Source organism: Amycolatopsis nalaikhensis (assembly GCF_030264295.1).
In the GTDB taxonomy this organism is placed as follows: Bacteria; Actinomycetota; Actinomycetes; order Mycobacteriales; family Pseudonocardiaceae; genus Amycolatopsis; species Amycolatopsis nalaikhensis.
The window spans coordinates 7,449,481-7,475,195 of record NZ_CP127173.1 but is presented as its reverse complement, the minus strand read 5'-3'; the positions used below and the strand labels follow the sequence as shown (position 1 = coordinate 7,475,195).

The following is a 25,715-nucleotide window of genomic DNA, read 5'->3' as shown; positions in this document are numbered from 1 at the left end:
TCCTGCCTTTACGAAACGGAGAGCTTATATCCGTCTCCATTCATAGCAGACGGAGAGCAACTCTCCGGTGTGATGTTAAGCTCGGGCCATGAGCGGGGAAATGCGCGCGGACGCGCGGCGCAGCGTGGAACTGGTGGTCACCGCGGCACGGTCGGCGATCGCCGAGTTCGGGCTGAGTGTGTCGACCAACGAGATCGTCAAACGGGCCGGTGTCGGTCCGGCGACGCTCTACCGGCGGTTTCCGTCCCGCCACGCCTTGCTGGAGACGATCCTCCTGGAGGTGGTCGGGGAACTCGTGACCGAGGCCGAGGCGGCCGCGGAGCATCCCGATCCGCTGACCGGTTTCGCGGACTTGGTGCGCGCGCTTGCCGCGGCGCAGTCCGCGAACAAGGGGTTGTCCGACGCGCTGGCGGCCGAGTCGCCCTCGGCCGGCCGCGACGACGAGGTGGCAGCCGCCTTCGGAGAACTGCGCGCGCACATCCGGCGGGTTACCGAGCGGGCCCAGGAAGCGGGGGCGATCCGGGCGGACGTCGCGTGGCAGGACGTCCCGTTCCTGGCGGGCGCGGCGGCGGGGATGTCGACGCGGTGCCTGGGCCTGGACGCCGGGGAGGGCGGCCGCGACCGCGTCGTGGCGGTGGTCTTGGCCGGCCTCCGCGCGACGGACGCCGAACCACTGCCCGGCGTGCCACCGAGCTGACGATCAGGCGTGTGCGCTCTTCAGCTCCAGGGGGTTCTTCGGCGCGTCCGGGCGGGCGTCGATCATCCGCTGCCCCAGTTCCTGCAGCCGCTTGCGGCCCATCGCCGAGCGGACCTCCGGGAACCACTCGTCCTCTTCTTCCTCGACGTGGTGGCGGACGTTCTCGGTGAGCACCGTGACCTTCGCGTCGAATGTCTCGTCCTTCGGGTCCATGCCGACCAGCTCGGAGAGCATCCACACCACGACGTGGTGCTCCTCCACGCTTTCCAGGACGTGGTCCTTCGTCTCCGGCACGGCTTCGCGCGCCGCCGGGTAGAAGATCTCCTCCTCGATGTAGGCGTGGACAGTCAGTTCCTCGATGATCGAGTCGGCGATCCGGCGCTTCTCGTCGTACGCCTCGTCGTCGGCTTTTTCGAACTCCTTGAACAGCTTCTCCACGGTCTTGTGGTCGTTCTTGAGCAGCACGATCGCGTCGGTCGACATCGGTTTCCTCACGGTGCGGCCAGGCCTCGCAGGGCGACCTGGGAGTTTTGCAGTTCCTTCGTCATCAGCAGAGCCACGGTCCTGGCGTGCGCGAGCGCGCGGCCGACCTCCCCCACCGAGTCCCACGCCGCGGCCACCGAGTCACCACCCGCCTGGCGGACGACCTGACCGGACAACAGCCCGTCCTCCAGCCGCCCCTGCAGGGCGGGCAGCAGGTGGGTCAGGTCGTCGGCCAGCAGGCGCAGGGCACCGAGCACCTGGTACATCTCGGCCGGGGAGTCGAGCTCGCCGTCGCCGACGCAGCGGGCCAGCCGGCGCACGGTGGCGCCGGCGTCGGCTGCCAGCAGCGAAGGCGAGGTGGTGGTCCGCGGGTTCATGTCGGGCCGATTACCCCCTCCGGAGCGCGGAAAACGCGGTTTGCCCGATACGCCGCGCGGGTATTCCACGGTCTCCCCGACCCGCAGGAGACCACCGGTGACCGACCAGAGCGGCGATGTGCTGACCTTCGGCATCGAAGAGGAGTTCTTCGTCGTCGACCGCCGTGGCCATCTGTCCCAGGCGGGCGACGACGTCGTCGACGCCGCGGAGGCGGCCGTCGACGAGCACGGCGACCTGCAGCACGAGCTCACCCGGTCGCAGGCCGAGGCCGCCAGCGACATCTGCCGCACCCACGGCGAAGCCCTCCGCCAGCTGCGCGGGATGCGCCACGACCTGTCCGCGGCCGCGCGGCGGCGCGGGGTCCGGTTGCTGCCCGCCGCCAGCCCGCCACTGTCCGAAGAGGATCCGCCGAGCATCACGCCGAACCCGCGCTACGAGCGGATGGCCGAGCACTTCGGCGCGACCGCGCGGACTTCGCTCACCTGCGGCTGCCACGTGCACGTCGCCATCCCGGACAAGGAAAGCGGGATCCGGGTGATCGGCCGCGTCCGGCCGTGGCTGCCCGCGCTGCTCACGGTGACGGCGAACTCGGCCATCTCCGGCGGTTACGACACCGGTTACTGCAGCTGGCGCTACCAGCAGTGGAGCCGGTGGCCGTCGGCGGGACCGCCGCCGCGGTTCGCCTCGCTCGACGAGTACGAGAGCATCGTCGACGCCTGGCTGCGCGCCGGGTCCATCCTGGACCGCGGGATGATCTACTGGGACGTCCGGCTCTCGGAGAAGCAGCCGACGCTCGAGTTCCGCGTCGGCGACGTCGCCGCGACCCCGGAGGAAGCCGTGCTGCTGGCGGTGCTGGCCCGCGGTCTGGTCGCGACCGCGCTGGCCGACGACGGCCCGCCGCCGGACCTGCCGAACGAGGTGCTGCGGGCCCAGCTGTGGCGGGCGTCCCGCGAGGGGGCCACCGGCTGCTGCCCGCACCCGGTGAGCGGGGACCTGGAACCGGCCAAGACCGTGCTCGGCGACCTGCTCGCGCTGACCGCTCCCGCACTGGAGGCGGCAGGAGACCTGGACTTCGCCAAAGAGGGGATCACCCGTCTGGCCGCGGAAGGCGGTGGCGCCGACCGGCAACGCCGGAGCTTCGCCGAACGCGACCGCGCCACCGACGTCGTCGACCTGCTGGCCGAAGGAAGCTAAGAGAGTTTCAGCGGCTCGATACCGATCCGGTCGAGCAGGGAAAGGGCCCGGGTCGCCGCCCGGGACGTGCCGGGGTCGACGACGAGGTGGACGCCGTTCTCCTCCGCCAGCAGGTGGGCGCGCACCAGGGCCTGGATGCCCGCGGTGCCGAGGAAGGCGACCTCGCCCAAGTCCACGCGCAGGGCCCCCGGCCGGGCCCGGACGTGCTCGCACAACGTTTCTTCCAGCCGCGCCGCGGTGCAGGCGTCGAGCTCCCCGGACACCTCGACCACGACGGCGTCGGAGCTGCGCCAGCGAACCTGGCTGCGGAACAGTCCGTCGGAGGGGGCGCGCGGCGAAGGAAGCCGGTGCGCCGACGACGGATCGACGCCCGCCTCGCCCGGCTGTTCATAAGTCGTCATGGGTTCGAGGTACCCCGCGGCGCTCCGCCGCGAAACACACCCCGGTGCCGGCGCATTTCGGCGGCCGGAGCGGGTAACCCCGCCCCGCGCCCGCCCGGAAGGAGCTCCACCATGGCCGACGGCCCGCCCACGATGGGTGTCGAAGAGGAGTTCCTCCTCGTGAACCCCCGCACCGGTCACGCGTCGCCGTGCGCCGAGCCGGTCCTCGCCCGCCACCGCCACCACGGCCCGCTGCCCGACGGTGCCCGGGTGCACCGCGAGCTGCGGCTCACCCAGATCGAGGCGGCCAGCGGCGTCTGCGGCACCGCCGGCGAGCTCCGCCTGCAGCTGGCGGCCGCCCGCCGCGTGCTGGCCGGTGCCGCGGCGGCCGAAGACTGCGCGCTGCTGGCCACCGGCACGCCGATCGGGCCCGGCCCGGCCCACCCGCCCCCGGCGGGCACCGGCCGCTACGCCGACATCGACGCCGCGTACGGCGCCGTCGTCGCCGACTACGAAGCCTGCGGGTGCCACGTCCACGTCGGGGTCGCCGACCGCGACACCGCGGTCGCCGTCGTCAACCACCTGGGTCCCTGGCTGCCCACGCTGCTCGCCCTGTCCGCGAACGCGCCGTTCGACCACGGGCGCGACACGGGCTACCACAGCTGGCGGATGGTCCTGCAGTCCCGCTTCCCCGGTTCGGGCGTCGCACCGCACTTCGCCGGGTACGCCGAGTACCGGCGCGCGGTCGACACGCTGGTGGACTGCGGCGCGCTCGTCGACCCGGACCAGACGTTCTGGCTCGCCCGACCGTCCGGCCGGTTCCCGACGGTCGAGTTCCGCGTCGCCGACACCGCGTTGACCGTCGACCACGCCGTGCTGCAGGCCCTGCTGAGCCGGGCGCTCGTCCGGCAGGCGCTGACCGACCTCGACGACGGCCGCGAAGCCGCTCCCCTGTCGCCGCAGGTGGCCGCGGCGGCGGTGTGGGCGGCCGCGCGCCACGGCGTCACCGGGTCGTTGGTGGACGCCGTCGCCGAGACGCGGCGGCCCGCGTGGTCGCTGGTCGAGGCGCTGCTGGCGCACGTCCGCCCGGCGCTGGAGGACAGCGGCGACCTGACCGAGGTGCAGGCGATCGTCGCGGCGCTGCGAGCGGACGGCACCGGCTCCGCGCAGCAGCGGGCCGTCGCCGGGCGCGGCACCGCGGCGGCGGTGCGGTGGCTGACCGCGCGAACCGTGCCGGCGGGGCATGGAACGCGGCTCACGGGGTAGCCCGGAGCATGACGACTTCCCCCACGGCGGCGCCTGCCCTGCCCGCGCCGCGCGGGCCGCTGTCGGAGTCCGTGCTCGGGACGCTCCGGCGCGAGCGGCCGCGGGCGGACCTGCGGTTCGCCGGCCTGGCGGACGCGGATCCGCTCGGCGACGACCTCCAGCTGGCCCTGCACCTGTGCTACGAGCTGCACTACCAAGGCCTGCCGGGTGTGTCGGGCGACTGGGAGTGGGACCCGGAGCTGCTGCGCCTGCGCGGCGCCCTCGAGGCGCGGTTCCTCGCCGTCCTGCGCGAAAACGTCCCGGGCGGCGACGACGTCACCGGCGAGCTGGACGCCCTGCTCGTCGAACCCCTGGACGCCGAAGGGGTTTCGCACTTCCTGCGCGACCACGCCGACTGGCCGCAGGTGCTGGAGTACTTCGCGCACCGCTCGGTCTACCACCACAAGGAGGCGGACCCGCACGCGTGGGTGATCCCGCGGCTGCGCGGGCGCGCCAAGGCGGCGCTGGTGGCGGTGGAGTTCGACGAGTTCGGCGGCGGCCGCGCGGAGTTCGTCCACGCGCGGCTGTACGCGGACCTCCTGCGCGCGGCCGGTCTCCCGGACGGCTACCTCGCGCTGCTCGACCACGTCCCCGGCGTGATGCTGGCGGTCGTCAACATGATGTCCCTGTTCGGCCTGCACCGGTCGCTGCGGGGCGCGCTGTGCGGCCACTTCGCGGCGGCGGAGATCACCACGGCCCCGTCGGCGACCCGGCTGGACCAGGGGCTCGGGCGGCTGGGCGCGCCCGAGGCGTGCCGGTTCTTCTACACCGAGCACATCGAGGCGGACGCGGTCCACGAACAGGTGATGCGCCACGACGTGCTCGGCGACCTGCTCGACCGGGAGCCGGAGCTGGCCGCCGACGTCGTGTTCGGCATCCAGGCGACGGAGTTCCTCGAGGGCCGGTTCGGCGAACACGTGCTGGGTTCCTGGCGTGCCGGGCGGTCTTCGCTGCGGCTGCCGCTGCCGGACTGAGGTTCACTCGCGGCCGGGCTGCTGGGTCCGCACCCGGCGGCGGTGGCTCGTGTCGCAGAACGGGAACCGCTTGCTGCGGCGGCACGCGCACACCGCGACCACGAAGCGGTCGGAGCGCACGACGTCGCCGTCCGGGGTGCGCAGTTCCACCGGTCCCTCGACGAGGACGGGGCCGCCCGGCACGACGGTCACCCGGCGGGGTTCAGCGGTCGGCACGGAGCACCACCAGCTCTTCCACCCGCTGCCCCGGTTCGATCAGCCCGGCGGCCTCGAGGAACTCCGTCCGTCCGGAAAGGACGGGTCCGAACGGGATCCGCGCCCGCCGGACGACCGAAGCACGCAGGCCCCTGGTGGCGAGCAAGGTGAGCGACCGGTCCACATCGGACAGTGCGGAGTGGACGATCAGCATCGTCCCGCCGGGACGCAGGAGCGTGTCCGCGGCCGTGCAGAGCGGGTCGAGGACCGCGCGGCCGTCGCCACCCGCGTCCCAGCCGCGGGTGGCGCGGACCGTCGGCGCCGGGCACGGCACGTACGGCGGATTGGCGACGACGACGTCGAACGGGCCTTGCCGGACGGCCGTCGCGAGGTCGCCGCGGCACGGGTGGATCCGGAGGCCGCGGCTGAGGGCGTTGAGCCGCACCGACGCGAGCGCGCGGCGCGAAAGGTCCACCGCCAGCACGGTTTCCGCGCCGCGGGCGGCCAGGGTGACGGCCTGCGCGCCGGTTCCCGTGCACAGGTCGAGGGCCCGCGCGCCGTCCGGGATGGCGAGGTCGCCGATGGCCGAGGCGAGCAGGGCGGTGTCCTCTTGGGGCCGGTACACGCCGGGCAGCCGCAGCAGGCGCGGGAGGGCGGGTACCGGGCGGTGGACGACGGGCCGGGCGGCCAAGGGGCCCGGGCGGACGGGTTCCGCCGACGTGGTCATCTCGGTCTCCTTCACTCGCCGCGGCCCGGCGCGTCGCCGGCGGACAACCGCGTCGCCCCGGGCTACCCGGCCAAGATCGGGGCAAACACCCGGGTTGAACGCGGCGGAGTCGGGTATCCGGTCCGCAAAGGACCCGAAGGGAGACGCCGAGATGACGTCCCAGGACCGCACCCAGCACCCGACCGACCCGGCGGAGGGTGCCCGCGGCGACGACCCGCACGGCGACACCCCGCAGGAGCAACGCGAGACGCTGCGCGGCGAGCAAGGAACCTCGAGCGGCGACCAGCACGACGACACGGACCCGCAGTCCGGCTGACGGCCGGGTGGTTTACGCGGCCGGACCAAGCCGAGGTCCGGCCGCGGACCGCGAGGCCCACACCGGGCCGCGCCACCCCGAGACCGCGGCCGGAGCGGCTCACCCGGTCCCGTCGAGCACCGCCCACACCGTCTTGCCGCCCGACCGCGACCGCACGCACCCCCACCGCTCCCGCAGCTCGGGGCCCGGTGACGGACGCGACCGTCACCGGGCCCCGGTCCCGCGCGACCAGGCGCGTCACGCCGGGTCGAACTCGAACCGCAGGGCGTCGACGCACGCCTCGTACTTCCGCACCATCTCGTGCTCGGTGTGCGCGGCGACGAACAGGTGCGCCAGCTCGAAGCTGTAGCTGTCCTGCTCCGGCAGGTCGGACAGGCGCTGCCCGGCCTCCGGCACGAGCTCGATCTGGGTGCCGTCGATGCGCTCCTGGATCGTCGCGATCTCCTCGGGTGTCGGCACGCGCGTCACGACGCCGTCCTCGAAGCGGCGCAGGTACCACTTCCCGGCGATCTGGTACTTCCCCTTCCGCGGACGGCGGCCGGGGTCCTGGCCGAGCCCGAGGCGCACCATGATCTCGTGGTTCGCGACGCCGTCGACGAACTCGAACAGCTCCGCGTGCGACTGCGAGTGCCGCGGGTTGATCTCCAGCAGGCACACCTGGCCCGACTCCGGGTCGCAGAAGAACTCGATGCTGAAGGTACCGTTGTCGTAGCCGATGCGTCTCATCACCCGCTCGGCCACGTCGCGCATGCGCTGGACGGGCTCCTCGCCCAGCTGCGACGGGTACTGGTGGCGCAGGAACGACGAGCTGTCCGGGTAGTTGATCGAGTCGAGGGCGCCGTAGACGACGACCTCGCCCTGGTACACGTAGCCTTCGACGGCCGCCTGGACGCCGTGCAGGGCCTCCTCGGCCAGGCAGGCCGCGCCGCCGACTTCGGCGATCTCCGGCGGCAACCGCACCTGGTCGAGCACGTACCCGAACGGCTCCCCCACGCGGCCGACGCCGTCCCGGATCTCGGCGACGGCGTCGGCGAACTCCGCTTCGTTCTCGGCCTTGAAGGCGAGTTCCGAGGAGAACGACTTGACCGGCTTGAGCCACATCGGGAAGCCGACGCCCGCGGGCGGCGCGGGGTGCTCGTCGTCGAGGTCGACGATGCCGAAGTTCGGCAGCTCGTCGATGACTTCGCGCTGCTCCAGCCGGCTCCAGTACTTGTGCTCGCACTTGAGAATGGCTTCCAGCGGCACGCACGGCAGCCCGTACCGCTCGCAGAGGATGGGGACCAGGGAAGCCGCCGGGAAGTCCCAGTAGGTGACGATCGCGCCGATTTCGCCGTCGAACGCGTCGAGCTGGTGCTGCGCGGTCTTCAGGAGCGCTTCGACGTCGATGTCGCCGTGCTGCAGCTCTTCGGGGGTCAGGAGGCCGTGGAAGCGGTAGCTCGCGGCCCACGGGAGGCGGTCCAGCACGCGCTGGTTCTCCTCGTCCAGGCCGACCACGAAAATGTCGGTACTCATGCCGGAAGGCCTACCCGGCACCTGCCGGGCGAAACGGGCCGGACGGCGGGATTGCCGCGGTCGCTCCAGGGGTACCCCGCGCGGATGACAACGCTGCCCGAACCGCTTTCCCTGTGGGTCGACACCGCGCCCGCTCCGGACCGCACGGCGGTGCCGGTGCCCGAGGAGGCCGACGTCGCCGTGCTCGGCGCGGGCATCGCGGGCCTGACCACCGCGCTGCTGCTCGCCAGGGGCGGCCGGTCGGTCGTCGTGCTGGAGGCCGAGCGCGTCGCGGCCGGGGTGTCCGGCCACACGACCGCGAAGGTCAGCGCCCAGCACGGCGCCAAGTACGCGGAGCTGACCTCCCGGCACGGCGCCGAAGCGGCCAAGACCTACGCCGCCGCCCAGGCGGCCGCCTGCGAGTGGATCGCCACCACGTCCGCCGAGCTGGGCATCGACTGCGGCTTCACCCGCGCCGACAGCTACGTCTACACGACGCGCGAAAACACCGTCGACTCGCTGAAGGAGGAAGCCGACGCCGCCGCCGCGGCCGGGCTGCCCGCTTCGTTCGCCGAGGAGATCGCGCTCGACGTGCCCGCGCTCGGCGCCGTCCGCACCACCGGGCAGGCGCACTTCCACCCGCGCCGGTGGCTGCTCGGGCTGGCCGCCGAAGTCGAGCGCGCCGGCGGGACGATCGTCGAACACGCCCGCGCGACGGCGCTGAACGGGCAGACCGTCCGGACTTCGCGCGGCGACGTCGTCGCAGGCGAAGTCGTCGTCGCGACCCACTACCCCGTGCTCGACCGCGGCCTGTACTTCGCGCGGCTCGAGCCGATCCGCGACCTCGTGGTCGCCGGGCCCGCGGCCGGGAACGCCGCGCCGTCGGGCATGTTCCTCGACGCCGACACGCACCACTCCGTGCGCGGCTACACCGAGGAAGGCACGCCGATGGTGATCGCGGGCGGCGAGCACTACCGGGTCGGCGCGCACGTCAACGTCGAGCGCCGGTACCAGCGGCTGGCCGGCTGGGCGGACGCGCACGCGGGCCTGCACCGGGTGACCCACCGCTGGTCCGCGCACGACGTGTCCACAGTGGACGGCCTGCCGTACGTCGGCCGTTACCTGCCGGGCACGGCGAACCTGTGGGTCGCGACCGGGTTCGGCCAGTGGGGCATGACCGGCGGCACGGCGGCGGGCCACGTCCTCGCGGCGCGGATCCTCGGCGAGCCCCACCCGGCCGCGGACCTGTTCGACCCCAACCGGTTCGACGCGAAGTCGGTGCTCGGCGTGGCCCAGGACAACCTGACGGTCGCGCGCTACCTGGTCGGCGACCACGTGGCGGCGCTGTGGCGGGCGGAGAAGCTCGACGACCTCGCCCCCGGCGACGCGGAGGTCGTCCGCGTCGGCGGCGAACTGGTCGCGGCGCACCGCGACGAGGCGGGACAGCTGCACACGGTCGGCGCGCACTGCACGCACCTCGGCTGCCTGGTGTCGTTCAACGACGCGGAGAAGACCTGGGACTGCCCGTGCCACGGCTCGCGCTTCGGCGTCGACGGCGAAGTGGTCCAGGGCCCGGCAGTCCGCCCCCTGCGGCGCGGACCGGCCTGAGCCCCTGCGCAGCTCTGGCGGGTCCGCCGCAGCGGGTCCTGACCCGCGCCCGGCTGGCGCGGGCTCACCGCGAAATCCCGGCGGTCGGCGGCAGCGCGCAACCAGGTCGGTCCTGGCAGCGCACCCCGCCGCCGCTGCCGGAGCGCGCACACGTCAGGCCGCGTCGCTAGCCCGCGGCGAGCTTCTTACCCGCGTCGTAGAGCAGGTGCAGGACGTCAGCCGCGCCCACCACCGTCAGCACCGTCGCCGCCAAGCGGGTCGGGCGCGGGGCGAGCACCAGGCCCGCGGCCAGTCCGGTGCCGATCCACACGTCCAGGCAGAACGGACACGACACCAGCTCGCCCACCGCGTGTTCGGCGTGGCCCTTGCCGGGGACGGACTCGTTCAGCTCGTCCTCCCCCGCGGGCTCTTCGTACCGCGTGAACGGCGCCCGCAGCGGGCTGGTGATGGCCGCCTTGGCCAGCATGCGGCTGGCCTTGAACGTCGCGGTGCCCAGCAGGAGCGTGTCCCCGGCGCCGACGCGGCGTGGCAGCCGGGCGCCGAGAGCGCGGCCGAGGGCCGTCAAGCCGCCCACGAACGCGCCGTAAGCCCCCATCGCCCCGACGTACCCGCCGAGCGGCCGGTCGGCTTCCCCGGCGTAGTCGCGCTGGACGCGCTTCGCCTTCGCCGTGATGTCCTTGACCACGCTCATGCGTCCGCCGATCCGGGCTTCATCATCTTGCCCTGCTGTTTCGCCTTGGCCTGGTCCGGCAGCACGCGCGAGGCCGCCGACTGCAGCTTGTTCTTCGCCGAGCCCGGGACGACCTTGTCCTCGCCCGCCATCAGCGCGTCGAAACCGGCCTCCGCGATCTCGGCCGCGGAGTCCTTGTCCCCGGCCGCGATCTTGGTGTCTTCCATGTCCGCGCGCTCGAAGAACTCGGTGTCGGTCGGGCCGGGCAGCAGAGCCGTCACCGTCACGCCCTTGTCCGCCACCTCGGCGCGCAGGCCTTCGGAGAACGACGTCAAGAAGGCCTTCGAAGCGGCGTAGACGGCCTGGTAGGGCGCCGGTGAGGTGCCCGCGATCGACGAGGTGAACAGCACCCGGCCGTGCCCCCGCTCGACCATGTCCGGCAGCACGCGCTTGGTCAGGTGGACCGCCGAGCGCACGTTGAGGTCGACGACCGTGAGCTGGTCCTCCAGCCGCGTGTCGCCGGCGAATTCGCCGTTGATGCCGACCCCGGCGTTGACCGCCAGCGCCTCGACCGGGCGGCCGGTGCCGCCGAGGTGCCGGACGAGCTGTTCGACCCCGTCGGCGGCGGCGAGGTCCGCCCGCACCTCGTCCACGTGCGCCCCGCAGGCGCGCACCTCGTCGGCGGCCGCGGCGAGCTCGTCGTCCTCGGCGGTGAGCACGAGGTCGAAGTCGTGGCGGGCGAACTGCTTCGCCAGCTCGAGCCCGATCCCGCTGGACGCGCCGGTGACGACGGCCAGTGGCTTGGTGGCGGTGGTCATGCGTGCTCCTTCCGGTGCTTTTCCTTCCGCTTACCCGCGCCGCCCGCCGGCAATCATGGTTTCCCGGTACGCGGGGCGGGTATTTCGCGGCGATGGGACGCACCAGACTCCGGCGCAGCGACCTGCGCGGCCCTGCATCCGGCGGATCCGCCGCGGCCGGGGTTTCTCCTACCGGACGCCCGACGGCGAGCCGTTGACGGACCAGGAGACGCTGGAGCGGATCAAGGGCCTGGTCATCCCCCCGGCTTGGCGGGACGTCTGGATCTGCCCGTACCCGAACGGGCACATCCAGGCGGTCGGGATCGACGACGCGGGGCGGCGCCAGTACCTCTACCACGAGCAGTGGCGCCGGGACCGCGACGAGGAGAAGCACGACCGCGTGCTGGCGATGGCCCGCCGGCTGCCCGAGTGGCGAGCCTCGGTGGAGGCCGACCTGGCCGGGCGCGGTTTGACCCGGAAGCGGGTGCTCGCGGCGGCGCTGCGGATGCTCGACCGGGGCATCTTCCGCACGGGCGGCGAGGAGTACGCGGAGGAGAACGGCACCCACGGCGTCGCGACGCTGCTGCGATCCCACGCGGCGGTCCGCGGCGACGAGTGCCGGTTCTGCTACGTCGCGAAGGGCGGTCTGGACCGCGAGGTGGCGATCCGCGACCCGGCGCTGGCCTCGGTGGTGAAGTCGCTGCTGCGCAGCCGGGCGGAGAGCGAGCGCCTGCTGGTCTACCGCGAGGGCGGCAGCTGGCACGAGGTGCACGCGGCGGACATCAACGAGCGGTTCAAGGAGCTGGCGGGCGAGGACTGCACGGCGAAGGACCTGCGCACGTGGACGGCGACGGTCCTGGCGGCGGCCGCGTTCGCCGCGGCGGACCCGCCGACGTCGGAGAGCGCCCGCAAGCGCGCGGAAGCCCGCGTGATGAAGGAGGTTTCCCAGGCGCTCGGCAACACCCCGGCGGTGTGTCGATCGTCCTATGTGGACCCCCGGTTGGTGGAGGCGTACCGGGCGGAACGCACGATCGCCCCGGCGTTGAAGCGCGCGGGCCGCCTCAACGGCGACGACGCCCGGGAGGTGCTGGAGAAGGCGTGCGCCCGGCTGCTCAGCCGCGCGTGATTGAACATCACCCGAGTGGGGAAACCGCCCCGGGAGCAGCGGGCCGTCGAGCGACAGGAGGCACGGTGAGTGAGCGCCGATCCATCCGAACGTGTACTGGCCCGCGGACCCGGTCGTCCGGGAGCCTGGGTGCGATGACTTCCGAAGGGTCCCCCGTGCGCTGGCGCGCGTCGATCGGCCTCGCCGTCGGCGGCGGCGGTCCGGTGTCGAGCATCGTCGAGTCGGAGCACGGCAGCGAGGGCTCGGCGCGGGAGTGGATCGAGCACAAGCTGCCACGGACGAGGTTCCCGGCCTGGATCCCGGCGGCGCGCCGCGCGGACGGGGTGGAACTGTTCGGCCGGGTGGCGCGGGGGCACGTGGTGAGTGACCGGCTGTTGCCGACGTGGGAGTCGGACGCGGGCGTGGAGGTCTGGCACGCGGACCGGGCCGGTGAGGGTGTGCACTGGCGCCGCTGCGCGGCTGAGGACTGAGGGTTTCGCGCCGCCGCGGGTGAATGGATGGCGGCGGCTTCTCGCAGCGGGTGCGTGACCGCACCCGCCCCACGTCACTACTGCTGATGCGGCCCGCGCGGCGGCTGGTACCCCGGCGGCGGAGGCTGCTGGAACCCTCCCGACTGCGGATAACCCGGCTGCTGCGGCGGCGCGAACCCCGGCTGCTGCTGCGGGAAGCCCGGCTGCGGCGCGGGGAACCCCTGCTGCGGCGCAAACCCTTGCTGCGGCTGGAAGTTCTGCTGCACCGGATACCCCTGCGGCTGCAGCCCCGGCTGCGGACCAAAGCCGGGCGCGGTCTGAGCCGCCGGAGCCGATCCCCGCTTAGCCCGCCGCCGGACCGCGACCACCAGCCGCCAGCCGGAGCCCGCCGCGATCACCGTGCCGATCCCGAACGTCACCCAGCGGCCGCCGCCCTCGAAGCTCTTCGCGTCGTCGATCGCTTCCTGGTGCTTCTCTTCGTACGTCTCCGTGGACTTCTGGCCGTACTGGGTCTTTTCGCAGGTCTCGCCCGGCCGCATCTCCTCGCTGCCGCACAGCACCTTGCCGCCGGTCGGATCGGCCGTGCCGAACAGCCCGAGCGCCATCAACCCCAATCCGAACAGCAGGCCGATCGACCACGCGATCACGCTTTTCATCGTCTCCCCCTCGGAGTCTTCCCGTAGCGGGGCATATCAGACCACAAATCGCGCTGTGACGCACACGCTTCGGCTGTAACACCCGAACGGGGGACTCAGTCCGTCCCGATCCGCGTGCGGAGCAGGCAGAACTCGTTGCCCTCCGGGTCCTGCAGGACCACCCAGGACTCGGTGCCGTCCTGGCCGACGTCCGCCGGGCGGGCGCCCAGCGCCGTCAACCTGGCCAGCTCCGCCTCCTGGTCGCAGCCCTCCGGGCTCACGTCGAGGTGCAGCGGCAGCTTGCCCCGGCGCGGGTTGTCCGAGCGGGCCAGCACCAGCGTCGGCGGGCCCTCGCCGAGCTTCGCGCCCGGCGGGCCGAGCGCCAAGCCGTCGGGCTCCGGGCCGATCACCTCGTAGCCGAGCACCGGGCCCCAGAACTCCGCCAGCCGGTCGGGGTCCCGGCACTCCAGCACGAGCTCGGTGATCCGGCACGCCATCCGCTCAGCTCCGTTCGGTCTCCCCGGCCACCTCCGCGGCTTCGTCGGAGTCCATCGCCTTCGTGTCCTTCGGCGGCAGGAACGGCTCGGCCTCACCGCGCTCCCCCGCCTCGATCCCCCGGCCGCGCGCGAGCTCCGCGTCCAGCTCGGCCCCCAGCAACACCGCCAGGTTCGAGATCCACAACCATACTAGGAACACGATCACCCCGGCCAGCGAACCGTAGGTCTTGTTGTACGAGCCGAAGTTCGCGACGTACAGCGCGAACCCCGCCGAAGCCAGCACCCACAGCACCACCGCCACCAAACCGCCCGGCGTCAGCCACTTGAAGCCCGGCTGGCGGACGTTCGGCCCGACCCAGTAGAGCAACGCGAACGCCAGGCTCACCAGCACGGCGATCACCGGCCACTTCGCGATCTCCCACACGAGCACGCCGGTCGACCCGAGGCCCACCAGGTCGCCGATCCGGCGGGCGACCGTGCCGGTCGCCACCACGCCCAGCGCGCACACCGCCAGCAGCACCACGATCGCCACAGTCAGCGCCACCCGCAGCGGCAGCACCTTCCACAGTGGACGGCCCTCGGGCATGCCGTAGATCCCGTTCGACGCGCGCATGAACGCCCCGACGTAACCCGACGCCGACCACAGCGCCCCGAGCAGCCCGAGGATCGCCAGCGGGCCCGCCAGGCCGCGGGAGCCCGCCAGCTCGCGGATCGCCCCGACGAGGATGTCCTTGCCCTCGCCGGGGACGACCTGCTGGACGTTGTCGATCACGGTCTGGATCGCGCTCGGCCCGAGCAGGCCCAGCACGGCGGTGAGGACGACGGTGCCGGGGAAGATCGACAGCACGCCGTAGTAGGTCAGGGCGGCGGCCCAGTCGGTCAGGCCGTCGCGGTTGAACTGCTTGACGGTGCGCTTGAGCACCGCCCACCACGACCGCTTCGAAAGTTCGCCCGGCCCTTCGGGGGCTTTCCGTCGCCTGGCCACTTCGCCACCTCCGGTTCGTCGTCGCGGGCATACCCCGTCCGCGGCGGGGTACTCCTGCGGTGCCCCCGACGGAGCAGGAGGAGACCCGTGACCGAGGTCAGCCGCGTGATCGACGCACCACCCGACGCCGTGTTCGCCGTGCTGGCCGACGGCTGGCTCTACGCGGGCTGGGTGGTGGGGAGCTCGCACATCCGCGACGTCGAGGCGGACTGGCCGGCGGTCGGCGCGCGCATCCACCACAGCGTCGGTCCGTGGCCGCTGCACATCCAGGACGAGACCGTGGTGACGGCGGTCGAGCCGGGCCTGTCCCTGTCATTGGAGGCCCGCGGCTGGCCCATCGGCGCGGCGGCCGTCGCGCTGACGCTCGTGCCGCACGGCGACGGGAAGACGCTGGTCCGGATGACCGAGCACATCGTCGGCGGCCCGGGCAAGGTGCTGCCGGCGGCGCTGCAGTCGCTGCTGATCAAGCCGCGCAACACGGAGTCCCTGGCCCGGCTGGCGGACCTGGCGACGGGCAAGCACGCCCGCACCCAGAGCGGCCACCCGCGGCCCTAGCGGCGGGCGTTGGTCGGGGGTCGCGAATGACTCATTCGCGACCTCTGGCGCCCCCAATGACCCATTCGCGACCCCCCGCAGCCCGCGACCCCGGCACTCCACGACTCACTCGCGCCCCGCGGCCCGCCACCCCGGCGCCGCCAATGACTCATTCGCGACCTCCGGCGCCCCCAATGACCCATTCGCGACCCCGGCGGCCCGCAAGCCCGCGACTCAGCCGTAGATCGCGCGGTGCGCCGCCCTGATCACCGCCGCGTAGCCGCCGCCCAGCACTCCCGCCCGTGCCAGGGCCGCTCGGGCCGCGTTGGCTCCCGGGCCGCCGTGGACCGCGCCGCCCGGGTGGGCCGATGCCCCCGCTAAGTACAGCCGGTCCACCGGGGTGTCCGCGCGGCCCGTTCCCGGTACCGGGCGGAAGAACAGCTGCTGGTGGATCGCCGTCGTCCCCGCGTTGATCGCGCCGCCCACCAGGCCCGGGTTGCGGCCCGCCAGCTCGACCGGGCCCTGCACGTACCGCGCCTTGATCAAGTCCGTGAACCCCGGTGCGTTCGCCTCCACCGTCTCCTCGATCCGGCGCGCCCGCCGCTCCAGGGCCGACCGGTTCTCCATCGTGCCGCGCGGTACGTGCGTGTACGCCCACGCCGCCTCCGTCCCCGCCGGGGACCGCGACGGGTCGCTCGTCGTCATCTGGCCGAGCAGCAGGAACGGGCGGCGCGGGGTCCGGCCGCGGGCCAGCTCGGCGCCGAACGCCGACAGCCCGTCCAGGTCCGTGCCGAGGTGGATCGTGCCCGCCCCGCGCGCGGCCTCCGCCGTCCACGGGATCGGGCCGGACAACGCCCAGTCCACCTTCACCGTCGCGCTGTCCCACTCGAACTTGCCGAGGTCCTCGACCAGCCGCGGCGGCAGCCACTCCGTCCCCACCAGTTCGCGGTACAGGACCGGCGCCGGGACGTCGGCGAGCACCGCCTTGCGGGCCCGCACCGGATCGCCGGCCGCGTCACGGATCCCCAGTGCCCGCCCGCCGCCGACGAGGACCTCCCGGACCGGACGTCCACACTGGACGGTGCCGCCGCGGGACTCCAGCCTGCGGACCAGCGCCGCGACCAGTTCGCCCGCCCCGCCTTCGGGCACCGGGAAGCCGGCGTCCTGGCCGATCATCGCGAGCAGCCAGCCGAACACCGCGCTGCCCGCGTTGTCCACGGAAAGGTCGCTGTGCGCCGAATTCCCCGCGATGAGCAGCTTCGCGCCCTCGCCGGTGAACAGCTCGTCGCCGAACCGGCGCGCCGGGAGCGTCAGCATGCGCGCCAGGCGCAGGGCGTCGCCCGTCCCCGTGCGGCGCAGCAGCTTCAACACCGGGCGCACCGGCGGGAACGGCGTGAACAACGCGTTCAGCAGCGGCTCGCGGATCTCCCGCCACTGCGAGAACAGCCGCCGCCACGCGTCGCCGTCGCCCGGTGCGAACTCGTCGGCCGACGCCGCCGTGCGGTCGACGTCGCGGGACAGCACCGCGCACCGGTCGTCGGGCAGCACGTGCGCCAGGACGTCGGGGGCGTGCCGCCAGCGCAGGCCGTGCTCGTCCAGCCGCAAGCCCTGGAGCACCGGCGACACGGCCGACATCGGGTAGAAGGCGCTGAACAAGTCGTTGCGGAAGCCGGGCTCGGTGACCTCGGCGGTGCGGACCGCGCCGCCCGGGTGCTCCGTCGCCTCCACGACCAGCACCGACCAGCCCGCGTCGGCCAGCAGGTTCGCCGCCACCAGTCCGTTGTGGCCGGCCCCGATCACCACCGCGTCGAAGGCTTCCGCGCTCACTGGCCCTCCCGCTGTTCAGGCTTGCGACTGGTGGCTCGGCCCGACCCGGGTGAGCGAGCGGAGCCGGGACACCACCCCGTCGCGGCGCGGCGGGGCCAAGGGGGTGCTGGCCGCCCCCGCGCCCGACCGGAGCCCGTCGACCAGTTCGGCGAGCGCGGACGCGGCGTCGTACCGAGGTTGCCAGCCCAACGCGGTCTCCGCCAGCGTCGTGTCGGCCAGCGCCGCGCGGTCGGCGAGCTCGAGCCAGCCCGGGTGCATCGGCAGCGCGCCGGTGAACCAGGCCGCCCGCGACGCCGCCCGCACCACCGGCTTCGGCACCGGGACCCGGACGCCGCCGAGTATCGCGGCCAGCGCGTCGGCGTCGAGCACCTCCGGCGCGGCGAGGTTCACCGGCCCGGTGAACCCGCGGTCGAGGACCAGCCGGATCGCCTCGGCGACGTCGGCGGTGTGCACGATCTGCGCGCGCAGGCCGGTCCACAGCGGAACCGGCAGCCGCCCCCCGATCGCGGTCGCGGGCAGCACCGGGCCGAGCAGCCAGCGCGCGAACTCCCCGGCCGCGCGCCGGTGCAGGATCGCGCACGGCCGCAGCCGCGCGACCCGCACGTCGGGGTGCCGCTCCTCGAACCGGTCGAGCAGCGTCTCCAGCCCGGCTTTGCCACGGCTGTACGCGCTGCCCGGGATGCCGGTGCACGGCCGGTCCTCGGCCACCTTCTCCCAGCGCGGCGCGGGCCCGTAGGCGGCCACCGACGACGCGACGACCAGGTGCGGCACCCCGGCGGCCGCGGCCGCGGCGAGGACGTGCCGGGTGCCGTGGTCGTTGGTCCGCCACATCGGCGGATCCCCGCGCACCGGCGAGATGGCCCAGGCCAAGTGGACGACGACGTCAGCACCGTCGAACAGCTCGGTGAGCTCGCGGTCCGCGCCGCGGTCGCCGACATCGACGGCGCGCCAGCCCGCCCGGCGATACGGCTCGGCCGTCGTGTCGGGCAGCCGCCGGGCCAAACCGACGACGTCGTGGCCGGGTTCGAGGGCGGCCAGCAGCGCAGTTCCGACATTGCCGGTGGCTCCGGTGATCACTATCCGCACGCGGAAGGCTTACCCCGTGTCGCGACCGTGAAACTCAGACCAGGTCACGCGGGATCCGCCGGTGCCAGTTCCGCGAGACGACCCGCCGGGCGCCGTCGTAGCCGTCGAGCTGCGCGTCGACGACGAACTCGGTGTCGGTGCAGGACACCCGCGTGCGGGTCTCGCTGCGCGCCTGCCACTCGCCGCGGGCGAAGGTGACGACCCACTCGGTCTCCGCCACCGGCGAGCAGAAGTCGTCGGCCACCCAGCGGTAGCACTCGCGGACGTCGCGGGTGACCTCCAGGTCGAGGTCGTCGTAGCGGACCGTTCCCGCGTTCTTCACGATGTCCAGCGCCGAGTGGTAGTCGACGAGGTCACGGGAGACCGTCCAGCGCTGCTCCCCCGGCGTCAGCGCGGTGACGGACATCGGCGGCGCGCCTTCGGGTTCGCCGAACGGCCGGGCGGGCAGCTCGTCCGGCTCGGCGACCGGCCGCACCGGCAGCTCCAGCGCACTGTGTCCGGTGTGGACACTCAGGAGCACCGGCTTCGGCGGCGGCCAGGCCAGCGGCCAGTACGAAGTGGACAGTGACAGCCGGATCCGGTGCCCGGCCGGGAAAGCCTGGGCGACGGCGTTCAGCTCGATCTCGACCGCGCAGCGCTCGCCGGGCACCATCGGCGACGGCTCGTCGTGGCCGTCGCGGTGGGTCAGGTTGAGCAGCCCGTAGGTGACGCGGGTGGCCCGCCCGTCCGGCGCGACGTCCGAAAGCCGCGCGGCGATCATCGCCACCGGCTGGTCGGCCGAGACTTCGAGGCGCACCTTCGGCGAACCGAGGATCTCACAGCGTTCGCTGAGCACGTCGGTGTCGAAGACGAGCGACCCGCCGTCCTCCTCGCGCTGGTCGTAGGGCAGATCCGGTGGCGCGCTGTAGGACGCCCACTTGCCGGAGAACTGCCCGACCGACAACGGTGAAGACACCGTCAGCGCCTCGTCCTCGACGGTCTCCTCGGGCCGCGCCAGGCGGTGCCGGGCCAGCGGCAGCTCCTGCGGCTTGACGTGCGGCGAAGGCCACGTCGCCTCGCCGACCCAGCGACCGGGACGGTCCTCATAGGACGTCGACGGCGGCACGCTGTCCTGCATCCACGTGCGCAGCATCGGCCCGTCCATGGCCTCGTTCTCCACGCCGCGCAGCCAGTGGTCCCACCACGTCACGACTTCCTGGAGGTAGCCGATGGCCGGGCCGGGCTCACCGAGGTGCGGGTACTTGTGCGACCACGGGCCGATCAGCCCGCGGCGCGGCACGTCGAGGTGGGCCAGCAGCCGGATGACGGCGTTGGAGTAACCGTCGGCCCAGCCGCTCGAGGCCAGCACCGGCACCTGGACGTCGCTGTAGTTCTCCGACACCGAGGCGTGCCGCCAGTAGTCGTCGCGGCGCTGGTGGCTGAGCCAGTTGTCGATCCAGAGGCTGCAGTTTTCCAGGCGCTCCAGCCACATCTCGCGCCACCGCTCGCCGACGACCGCCGGGTCGGGCGGCAGCGTGGCGTAGGCGAACATCGTGCCGGACTCGGCGACGTTGTCCGAGAGCAGGCAGCCGCCCATGTAGTGCATGTCGTCGGCGAAGCGGTCGTCGGTGAACGACGAGATCACGATGGCGCGCAGGCTCGGCGGTTTCCGCGCCGCGACCTGCAGGGCGGCGAACGCGCCCCAGGAGATGCCCATCATGCCCGTGTCGCCGGTGCACCACGGCTGGGCCGCGATCCACTCCAGGACGTCCTCGGCGTCGAGCTGCTCGCGTTCGAGGTACTCGTCGGCCAGCACGCCCTCGGACTCGCCGGTGCCGCGGATGTCCACGCGCACGCAGGCGTACCCGTGCCCGGCGAGGTAGGGGTGGTGGATGGAGTCGCGGGGCGCGGTCAGGTCGCGCTTGCGGTAGGGGATGTACTCGAGGATCGCGGGCACGGGCTCGGCGTCCGACGAGACCGGCCGCCAGATGCGGGCGGAGAGCACGGTCCCGTCGGACACCGGGATCCGGACGTGGTCCTCCTCGGTGATTTCGTACGGCAGCGAGGTGACGGCTCGCAAGAGTCAGTTCCCTCCCAAGGATTACGGCTGCAGCAGGATCTTCTGGGCGCCGTCGAGCTTCTTCTGGAAGATCTCGTACGCGCGCGGCGCGTCCTCCAGCGGCAGCTTGTGCGTGGCGAAGCCCTCGACGCCGAGCGGGTCGCCGTCGCCGGTGAGCACCGGCATGATCTCGTCGATCCAGTGCCGGACGTTGGCCTGGCCCATCCGCAGCTGGATCTGCTTGTCGAACAGCTCCATCATCGGCATCGGGTCGACCATCCCGCCGTAGACGCCGGAGAGCGAGATGGTGCCGCCGCGGCGGACGGCGTCGATCGCGGCGTAGAGCACGCTGAGCCGGTCGATGCCCGCCTTCTCGGTGATCTTCGCGCCGATGGCCTGCGGCAGCATGGCGACGAGGTTGTGCGCCAGCCGCCCGACGGGGGCACCGTGGGCTTCCATGCCGACGGCGTCGATGACGGAGTCGGCCCCGCGCCCGTCGGTCAGCTGCCGCACGGAGTCGGCGATGTCCTTGTGGTCCCGCGTGTCGAGGGCGACGGCCCCGTGCTCGCGGGCGCGGGCGAGCCGCTCCGGCACGAGGTCGATGCCGATGACCTGCGCCGCGCCGCGGTGCCGGGCGATCCGGCAGCACATCTGCCCGATCGGCCCGAGCCCGAAGACGACGACGGTGCCGTCCTTCGGCACGTGGGCGTACTCGACGGCCTGCCACGCGGTGGGCACGACGTCGGAGAGGTAGACGAACCGCTCGTCCGGCGGGCCGTCCGGGACCTTGATCGGGCCGTACTGGGCCTGCGGGACGCGCAGGTACTCGGCCTGCCCGCCGGGGACCTGGCCGTAGAGCTTGGTGTAGCCGAGTAGCGCGGCGCCCTTGCCCTGCTCGGTGACCTGGGTGGTCTCGCACTGCGACTGCAGGCCGCGTTCGCACATCCAGCAGTGGCCGCAGGAGATGTTGAAGGGGACCACGACCCGGTCGCCCGGCTTGAGGTTCTTGACCTCGGAGCCGACCTCCTCGACCACGCCCATGGGTTCGTGGCCGAGGATGTCGCCTTCGGTCATGAACGCGCCGAGGACTTCGTAGAGGTGCAGGTCGGAGCCGCAGATCCCGGTGGAGGTGACGCGGATGACCGCGTCGGTGCCCTCCTCGATCTTCGGGTCCGGCACCTCTTCGACGCGGACGTCGCGTTTGCCGTGCCAGGTCACTGCCTTCATGGCTGTCCCTTTCCGCGTGCGGGTCTCGGGGGTCTCGGCCCTCCGGTTTCCCGCAGGCGGAAGAGGCAAACGCGGGGCGCGCGCGGGCTGAAGGGGACTTTGCTCTCATCAGATGCGAGGAAAGGCCCCTTCACCGCGTCAGATGCGATGAACGTCCCCTTCAGCCCACCGGGCGTCAGGTGAGCGCGTCGGCCACCAGGTACACCGCCGCCGCCACCGCGGCCGCCGCCGGGAACGTCAGGACCCAGCCCAGCACGATGTCCCGCGCGATGCCCCAGCGCACCGCCGACAGCCGCCGGGTCGCTCCCACGCCCATGATCGCCGCCGTGATCACGTGCGTCGTCGAGATCGGGGCCTTCACCGCGAACGCCGTCACGTACAGCACCGACGACGCCACCGACTCGGCCACGAACCCGTGCGGCGGGTCCAGCGGGAACACCCGCCTGCCCAGCGTCCGCATGATCCGGAGCCCGCCCGAGTAAGTGCCCAGCGACAACGCGATCGCGCAGGCGAACGTCACCCACAGGGGCACCGCGAACGTCGACTGCTCGCCCGCCGCCACCAGGGCCAGCACGATCACGCCCATGCCTTTCTGGGCGTCCTGCAGGCCGTGGCCGAGCGCGAGCGCCGAGGCCGACACGATCTGGAACCGGCGGAACACCCGGCCGCTGCGGTGCGGGTTCGCCCGCCGCAGCAGCCACAGCGCGGCCACCATCGCGACGTACCCGAGCAGCAGCCCCAGCAGCGGCGACGCCACCATCGGGATCAGCACCTTCTCCGCGATCCCGGCCCAGTGGACCGTGCTCGCCGCGGCCAGCGCCGCGCCGACCATCCCGCCGATCAGCGAGTGCGATGACGACGACGGCAGCCCGAAGTACCAGGTCACGAGGTTCCAGGTGATCGCGCCGGCCAGCGCGGCGAACACCACCGTCAGCGCGTCGGGGCCGACCGGGACGTCGATGATGCCCTTGGCCACCGTCGCGGCGATCCCGGTGGACAGCAGCGCGCCCGCCAGGTTCATCACCGCCGCCAGCAGCAGGGCCGCGCGCAGCGTCAGCGCCCTCGTCGACACCGCGCTCGCGATCGCGTTCGCCGCGTCGTGGAAGCCGTTGGTGTAGTCGAAGAAGAGCGTCAGGGCGACCACGACGACCAGGGCGGCCGTGCCCGTCACTCAGGACTCCTTGACCGCGATGGTCTGCACCACGTCGGCCACGTGCTCGAACGCGTCCGCGGCCAGCTCGAACTGCTCGACGACCTCCTTGGTCTTGAGCACCTCCAGCGCGTCGCCGCCGGGCTCGAACAGGTGGGCCAGGATCCGCCGGTAGATCCGGTCGGCCTCGTTCTCCAGCTCGTTGACCTCGATCCAGTACGGCTCGAGCTTCGCCCACCTTCGCCAGGCCCGGCATCGACGACGCGGTCAGCTCCGCGGCGCGGCACAGCACCCGGACCAGCACGTCCGTGCCCGGCGGGAACGCCTCGATGCGGTACAGCACGGCCAGGTCGGCCGCCGTGTCCATGAAGTCGAGCACGTCGTCGAGCTTGCCCGCGAGCGCCTGGATGTCCTCGCGGTCGAACGGCGTCACGAACGAGCTGTTCAGCTCGACCATGATCGTGTGCGTCAGCTCGTCGCCCTGGTGTTCGACCTCGTGCAGGCGCTTCGCGAACTGCTCGCGCTCGGCGGGCTCGGCGGCCACGAGCTCACGCAGCAACGCCGTCGCCGTCACCAGGTTTCTCCCCGCGTCGGTGAGCAGGTCGAAGAACCGGGTACCCCGTGGGGTGAACCGCATGAAAGGCCGTCCCTTCCTCGGCGCACAACCGCCGCGAGCCGAGTACCCCGCGCGGGGGCACGTTTAACGGGTGTTCTCCGGGAAACCAGGGGGTCATGACCGATCCCGGCTTCCGGCGCCTGAGAGTACTGCTCTGGCACGTCCACGGCTCGTGGACCGACGCGTTCGTCCGCGGACGGCACCACTACCTCGTCCCCGTCTCCCCCGGCGGCGCGCCGTGGGGCCTCGGCAAAGCGGGCCGGGACTGGCCTTCGGTGACCGAGGTTCCCCTGGACCGGCTGGCCGAGGCCGAGCCCGACGTCGTCGTCCTGCAACGCCCGGAGGAGCTGGACCTCGTGGCGCACCTGGGGGTGCCGTCCGTCTACGTGGAACACAACGCGCCGCGGCCGTACGCCGCGTCGAGCGAGCACCCGCTGGCCGGGCGGCCGGACATCACCGTCGCGCACGTGACCCACTTCAACGAGGCCATGTGGGACTGCGGCCGGGCACCCACGACCGTCGTGCCGCACGGTATCCCCGACCCCGGCCCGCGCTATACCGGCGAGCTGGCCGCCGGCGTGTCGATGATCAACGAGCCGGTGCGACGACGCCGCGTCACCGGCGCCGACCTGCTGGAGACGCTCGCCGAGGCGGCCCCGGTCGACCTGTTCGGCATCGGCACCGAAGAGGTCGGCGGCCGGGGCGACGTCCCCGCGCCCGCGCTGCACGACGAGATCGCCCGCCGCCGCGTCTACCTGCACACCGCCCGGTGGACGTCGCTGGGGCTGTCCCTGCTGGAGGCGATGCACCTGGCGATGCCGGTGGTCGTCTTCGCGGCGACCGAGGCGGTCGAGGCGGTGCCGCCCGACGCGGGCGTGCTGTCCACCGACGTCTCGGTGCTGGCCGAGGGGTTCCGCGAGCTGGTGAACGAACCCGACTTCGCCGCCCTCGCCGGCAAGAACGCCCGCGAACACGCCCTGAAGAACCACGGGCTGGCCGCCTTCCTCTCCACTTGGGACCACCTCCTCGCCGAGACGGTCCGCTGAACCCCGAAGGGAACCCCCACCGATGAAGATCGCGATGGTGTCCGAGCACGCCAACCCCCTCGCCGCCTTGGGCGAGGCCGATGCGGGTGGCCAGAACGTGCACGTCGCGGAGCTGTCGGCCGCCCTGACCCGGTCCGGGCACGACGTCACCGTCTACACGCGCCGGGAAGACCGGACGACGCCGGCCGAGGTGCGCGCGCCGCAGGGGTACCGCGTCGTGCACGTGCCCGCCGGGCCGCCGCTGAAGGAGCCGAAGGACCACCTGCTGCCGTACATGGGCGAGTTCGGCAGCTTCCTGCGCGACCGGTGGGCCACCGAGAGGCCGGACCTGGCGCACGCGCACTTCTGGATGTCCGGGCTCGCGACCGCGCTGGCGGCGAGCGCGACGGGGACGCCGGTGGCGCAGACGTTCCACGCGCTGGGCGTCGTCAAGAAGCGCTACCAGGGTGACCAGGACACCAGCCCGGCCGACCGGAACCGGCTCGAGCGGATCATCGGGCGCCAAGCCGGGCGCGTGGTCGCGACCTGTTCGGACGAGGTTTTCGAGCTGTCCCGGATGGGCGTGCCGCGGTCGCGGATCTCGATCGTGCCGTGTGGCGTGGACCTGCGGCGCTTCACCCCCGACGGGCCGGTCGCCCCCCGCCGGGAAGCCCACCGCCTGGTCGCGGTGGGACGGCTGGTGCCCCGCAAGGGCTTCGACATCGCGATCACGGCGCTGGCCCAGCTGCCGGACACGGAGCTGGTGATCGCGGGCGGCCCCGAGCGGGGCAGGCTGTCCCAGGACCCCGAGGCGCGGCGGCTGCGTGAGCTGGCGGACCGGCTGGGGGTGGGCGAGCGCGTGCGCTGGCCGGGGCAGGTGTCCCGTGAGGACTTGCCGGCGCTGCTGCGCTCGGCGGACGTGGTGGTGTGCACGCCGTGGTACGAGCCGTTCGGGATCGTGCCGCTCGAGGCGATGGCCTGCGGAGTCCCGGTGGTGGCGGCCGCGGTCGGCGGCCTGACGGACACGGTGGTCGACGGCGTGACGGGGCTCTTGGTCCGGCCGCACCAGCCGGCGGAACTGGCGTCCCGGGTCCGCCGCCTGCTCGGCGACCCGGCGTTGCGGCACGCGTACGGGACGGCGGGGCACGACCGGGCGGTGGCCCGGTACTCGTGGGACCGGGTGGCCGCCGACACGGTGCGGGCGTACCGGAAGCTGGTCCCGGAACCGGCCGCCGCGGCCGAGGCCCGCTGAGGGTTCCGCCGTCTTGAATGAGTCATTCAGGT

At 73.1% G+C, this 25,715-nt stretch carries 27 protein-coding genes and 2 pseudogenes; 11 read left to right on the top strand and 18 right to left on the bottom strand.

From position 1 onward, the window contains the following. Positions 1 to 88: 88 nt before the first annotated feature. Entirely contained in the window at positions 89 to 697 is a 609-nt protein-coding gene (locus QP939_RS36560) for a TetR/AcrR family transcriptional regulator (RefSeq protein ID WP_285450966.1), read from the top strand. Between the two features lie 3 nt (positions 698 to 700). On the opposite strand, the gene QP939_RS36555 is transcribed toward QP939_RS36560, so the two are convergent. Further along, a complete protein-coding gene (locus tag QP939_RS36555) occupies positions 701 to 1,180 on the bottom strand; it encodes a hemerythrin domain-containing protein (protein WP_285450965.1) in 480 nt (159 codons plus the stop codon). A gap of 8 nt (positions 1,181 to 1,188) precedes the next feature. Beyond that, a complete protein-coding gene (locus QP939_RS36550; protein WP_285450963.1) occupies positions 1,189 to 1,557 on the bottom strand; it encodes a hypothetical protein in 369 nt (122 codons plus the stop codon). Between the two features lie 97 nt (positions 1,558 to 1,654). On the opposite strand from QP939_RS36550, the gene QP939_RS36545 reads away from it, so the two are divergent. Next, complete coding sequence (locus tag QP939_RS36545) at positions 1,655 to 2,752, top strand: carboxylate-amine ligase (RefSeq protein WP_285450961.1); 1,098 nt, start codon at positions 1,655 to 1,657, stop codon at positions 2,750 to 2,752. Here the strand turns inward: QP939_RS36545 and QP939_RS36540 are convergent. Beyond that, positions 2,749 to 3,153 (bottom strand): STAS domain-containing protein, encoded by a 405-nt coding sequence (locus tag QP939_RS36540; RefSeq protein WP_285450959.1) that lies wholly within the window; start codon positions 3,151 to 3,153, stop codon positions 2,749 to 2,751. The two genes, QP939_RS36545 and QP939_RS36540, sit on opposite strands and share 4 nt — an antisense overlap. A gap of 111 nt (positions 3,154 to 3,264) precedes the next feature. Here QP939_RS36540 and QP939_RS36535 point away from each other — a divergent pair, with 111 nt between their 5' ends. After that, positions 3,265 to 4,398, top strand: a complete 1,134-nt coding sequence (locus tag QP939_RS36535; protein WP_285450957.1) for a carboxylate-amine ligase — start codon at positions 3,265 to 3,267, stop codon at positions 4,396 to 4,398. Between the two features lie 8 nt (positions 4,399 to 4,406). Beyond that, positions 4,407 to 5,411 carry an iron-containing redox enzyme family protein gene (locus QP939_RS36530; RefSeq protein ID WP_285450956.1) on the top strand — a complete coding sequence of 335 codons (1,005 nt, stop codon included), beginning with the start codon at positions 4,407 to 4,409 and terminating at the stop codon, positions 5,409 to 5,411. 3 nt (positions 5,412 to 5,414) lie between these two features. On the opposite strand, the gene QP939_RS36525 is transcribed toward QP939_RS36530, so the two are convergent. Both QP939_RS36525 and QP939_RS36520 read right to left on the bottom strand, forming a co-directional pair. Then, positions 5,415 to 5,627, bottom strand: coding sequence for a CDGSH iron-sulfur domain-containing protein (locus tag QP939_RS36525; protein WP_285450954.1), 213 nt, complete (start codon positions 5,625 to 5,627; stop codon positions 5,415 to 5,417). Further along, positions 5,614 to 6,333, bottom strand: a complete 720-nt coding sequence (locus tag QP939_RS36520; RefSeq protein ID WP_285450953.1) for a HemK2/MTQ2 family protein methyltransferase — start codon at positions 6,331 to 6,333, stop codon at positions 5,614 to 5,616. The genes QP939_RS36525 and QP939_RS36520 overlap by 14 nt, the downstream gene beginning before the upstream one ends. Before the next feature lie 151 nt (positions 6,334 to 6,484). On the opposite strand from QP939_RS36520, the gene QP939_RS36515 reads away from it, so the two are divergent. After that, positions 6,485 to 6,649, top strand: coding sequence for a hypothetical protein (locus QP939_RS36515; protein WP_285450952.1), 165 nt, complete (start codon positions 6,485 to 6,487; stop codon positions 6,647 to 6,649). A gap of 237 nt (positions 6,650 to 6,886) precedes the next feature. On the opposite strand, the gene QP939_RS36510 is transcribed toward QP939_RS36515, so the two are convergent. Beyond that, complete coding sequence (locus QP939_RS36510) at positions 6,887 to 8,161, bottom strand: ATP-grasp domain-containing protein (protein WP_285450951.1); 1,275 nt, start codon at positions 8,159 to 8,161, stop codon at positions 6,887 to 6,889. Between the two features lie 84 nt (positions 8,162 to 8,245). Between QP939_RS36510 and QP939_RS36505 the strand changes: the two genes are divergently transcribed. Next, positions 8,246 to 9,748: an FAD-dependent oxidoreductase gene (locus tag QP939_RS36505; RefSeq protein ID WP_285450950.1), complete on the top strand. Its 1,503-nt coding sequence runs from the start codon at positions 8,246 to 8,248 to the stop codon at positions 9,746 to 9,748. 166 nt (positions 9,749 to 9,914) lie between these two features. Here QP939_RS36505 and QP939_RS36500 read toward each other — a convergent pair whose 3' ends face one another. Both QP939_RS36500 and QP939_RS36495 read right to left on the bottom strand, forming a co-directional pair. Beyond that, positions 9,915 to 10,439 (bottom strand): DUF1360 domain-containing protein, encoded by a 525-nt coding sequence (locus QP939_RS36500; protein WP_285450949.1) that lies wholly within the window; start codon positions 10,437 to 10,439, stop codon positions 9,915 to 9,917. Next, the gene (locus tag QP939_RS36495) at positions 10,436 to 11,236 is read right to left on the bottom strand and encodes an SDR family NAD(P)-dependent oxidoreductase (protein ID WP_285450947.1); all 801 of its coding nucleotides are present in this window, start codon (positions 11,234 to 11,236) and stop codon (positions 10,436 to 10,438) included. Before QP939_RS36495 ends, QP939_RS36500 begins: the two co-directional genes overlap by 4 nt. 92 nt (positions 11,237 to 11,328) lie before the next feature. Here QP939_RS36495 and QP939_RS36490 point away from each other — a divergent pair. Both QP939_RS36490 and QP939_RS36485 read left to right on the top strand, forming a co-directional pair. Next, positions 11,329 to 12,341: pseudogene (locus QP939_RS36490) on the top strand (DNA topoisomerase IB). A gap of 134 nt (positions 12,342 to 12,475) precedes the next feature. Then, on the top strand, positions 12,476 to 12,811 hold the full coding sequence (locus QP939_RS36485; protein ID WP_285450944.1) for a hypothetical protein: 336 nt from the start codon (positions 12,476 to 12,478) through the stop codon (positions 12,809 to 12,811). A 77-nt stretch (positions 12,812 to 12,888) separates the two neighbouring features. Here the strand turns inward: QP939_RS36485 and QP939_RS36480 are convergent, their stop codons facing one another. The 3 genes from QP939_RS36480 to QP939_RS36470 form a co-directional block, all read right to left on the bottom strand. Further along, positions 12,889 to 13,458: a hypothetical protein gene (locus QP939_RS36480; protein WP_285450942.1), complete on the bottom strand. Its 570-nt coding sequence runs from the start codon at positions 13,456 to 13,458 to the stop codon at positions 12,889 to 12,891. 104 nt (positions 13,459 to 13,562) lie between these two features. Beyond that, the gene (locus tag QP939_RS36475; RefSeq protein ID WP_285450941.1) at positions 13,563 to 13,943 is read right to left on the bottom strand and encodes a VOC family protein; all 381 of its coding nucleotides are present in this window, start codon (positions 13,941 to 13,943) and stop codon (positions 13,563 to 13,565) included. A gap of 4 nt (positions 13,944 to 13,947) precedes the next feature. Then, positions 13,948 to 14,928, bottom strand: a complete 981-nt coding sequence (locus QP939_RS36470; protein ID WP_352248244.1) for a YihY/virulence factor BrkB family protein — start codon at positions 14,926 to 14,928, stop codon at positions 13,948 to 13,950. A gap of 87 nt (positions 14,929 to 15,015) precedes the next feature. Here QP939_RS36470 and QP939_RS36465 point away from each other — a divergent pair, with 87 nt between their 5' ends. After that, positions 15,016 to 15,483, top strand: a complete 468-nt coding sequence (locus QP939_RS36465; RefSeq protein WP_285450939.1) for an SRPBCC family protein — start codon at positions 15,016 to 15,018, stop codon at positions 15,481 to 15,483. A 213-nt stretch (positions 15,484 to 15,696) separates the two neighbouring features. On the opposite strand, the gene QP939_RS36460 is transcribed toward QP939_RS36465, so the two are convergent. From QP939_RS36460 to QP939_RS36430, 7 genes and pseudogenes are all read right to left on the bottom strand, one after another. Further along, the gene (locus tag QP939_RS36460; protein WP_285450938.1) at positions 15,697 to 17,289 is read right to left on the bottom strand and encodes a phytoene desaturase family protein; all 1,593 of its coding nucleotides are present in this window, start codon (positions 17,287 to 17,289) and stop codon (positions 15,697 to 15,699) included. Between the two features lie 15 nt (positions 17,290 to 17,304). Then, positions 17,305 to 18,375, bottom strand: coding sequence for an NAD-dependent epimerase/dehydratase family protein (locus QP939_RS36455; protein ID WP_285450937.1), 1,071 nt, complete (start codon positions 18,373 to 18,375; stop codon positions 17,305 to 17,307). 34 nt (positions 18,376 to 18,409) lie between these two features. Beyond that, entirely contained in the window at positions 18,410 to 20,434 is a 2,025-nt protein-coding gene (locus QP939_RS36450) for a CocE/NonD family hydrolase (RefSeq protein WP_285450936.1), read from the bottom strand. 21 nt (positions 20,435 to 20,455) lie between these two features. Next, positions 20,456 to 21,640, bottom strand: a complete 1,185-nt coding sequence (locus QP939_RS36445) for a zinc-dependent alcohol dehydrogenase (RefSeq protein ID WP_285450935.1) — start codon at positions 21,638 to 21,640, stop codon at positions 20,456 to 20,458. 175 nt (positions 21,641 to 21,815) lie between these two features. After that, entirely contained in the window at positions 21,816 to 22,811 is a 996-nt protein-coding gene (locus tag QP939_RS36440) for an inorganic phosphate transporter (RefSeq protein WP_285450934.1), read from the bottom strand. After that, positions 22,812 to 22,943 carry a hypothetical protein gene (locus tag QP939_RS36435; RefSeq protein ID WP_285459927.1) on the bottom strand — a complete coding sequence of 44 codons (132 nt, stop codon included), beginning with the start codon at positions 22,941 to 22,943 and terminating at the stop codon, positions 22,812 to 22,814. 136 nt (positions 22,944 to 23,079) lie between these two features. Next, positions 23,080 to 23,427 (bottom strand): annotated as a pseudogene (locus QP939_RS36430) (DUF47 domain-containing protein); the annotation flags it as partial. A gap of 95 nt (positions 23,428 to 23,522) precedes the next feature. Here QP939_RS36430 and QP939_RS36425 point away from each other — a divergent pair. Next, the gene (locus tag QP939_RS36425) at positions 23,523 to 24,452 is read left to right on the top strand and encodes a glycosyltransferase (protein ID WP_285450933.1); all 930 of its coding nucleotides are present in this window, start codon (positions 23,523 to 23,525) and stop codon (positions 24,450 to 24,452) included. Positions 24,453 to 24,474: 22 nt separating this feature from the next. Beyond that, complete coding sequence (locus QP939_RS36420; RefSeq protein ID WP_285450932.1) at positions 24,475 to 25,683, top strand: glycosyltransferase; 1,209 nt, start codon at positions 24,475 to 24,477, stop codon at positions 25,681 to 25,683. Positions 25,684 to 25,715: the final 32 nt, after the last annotated feature.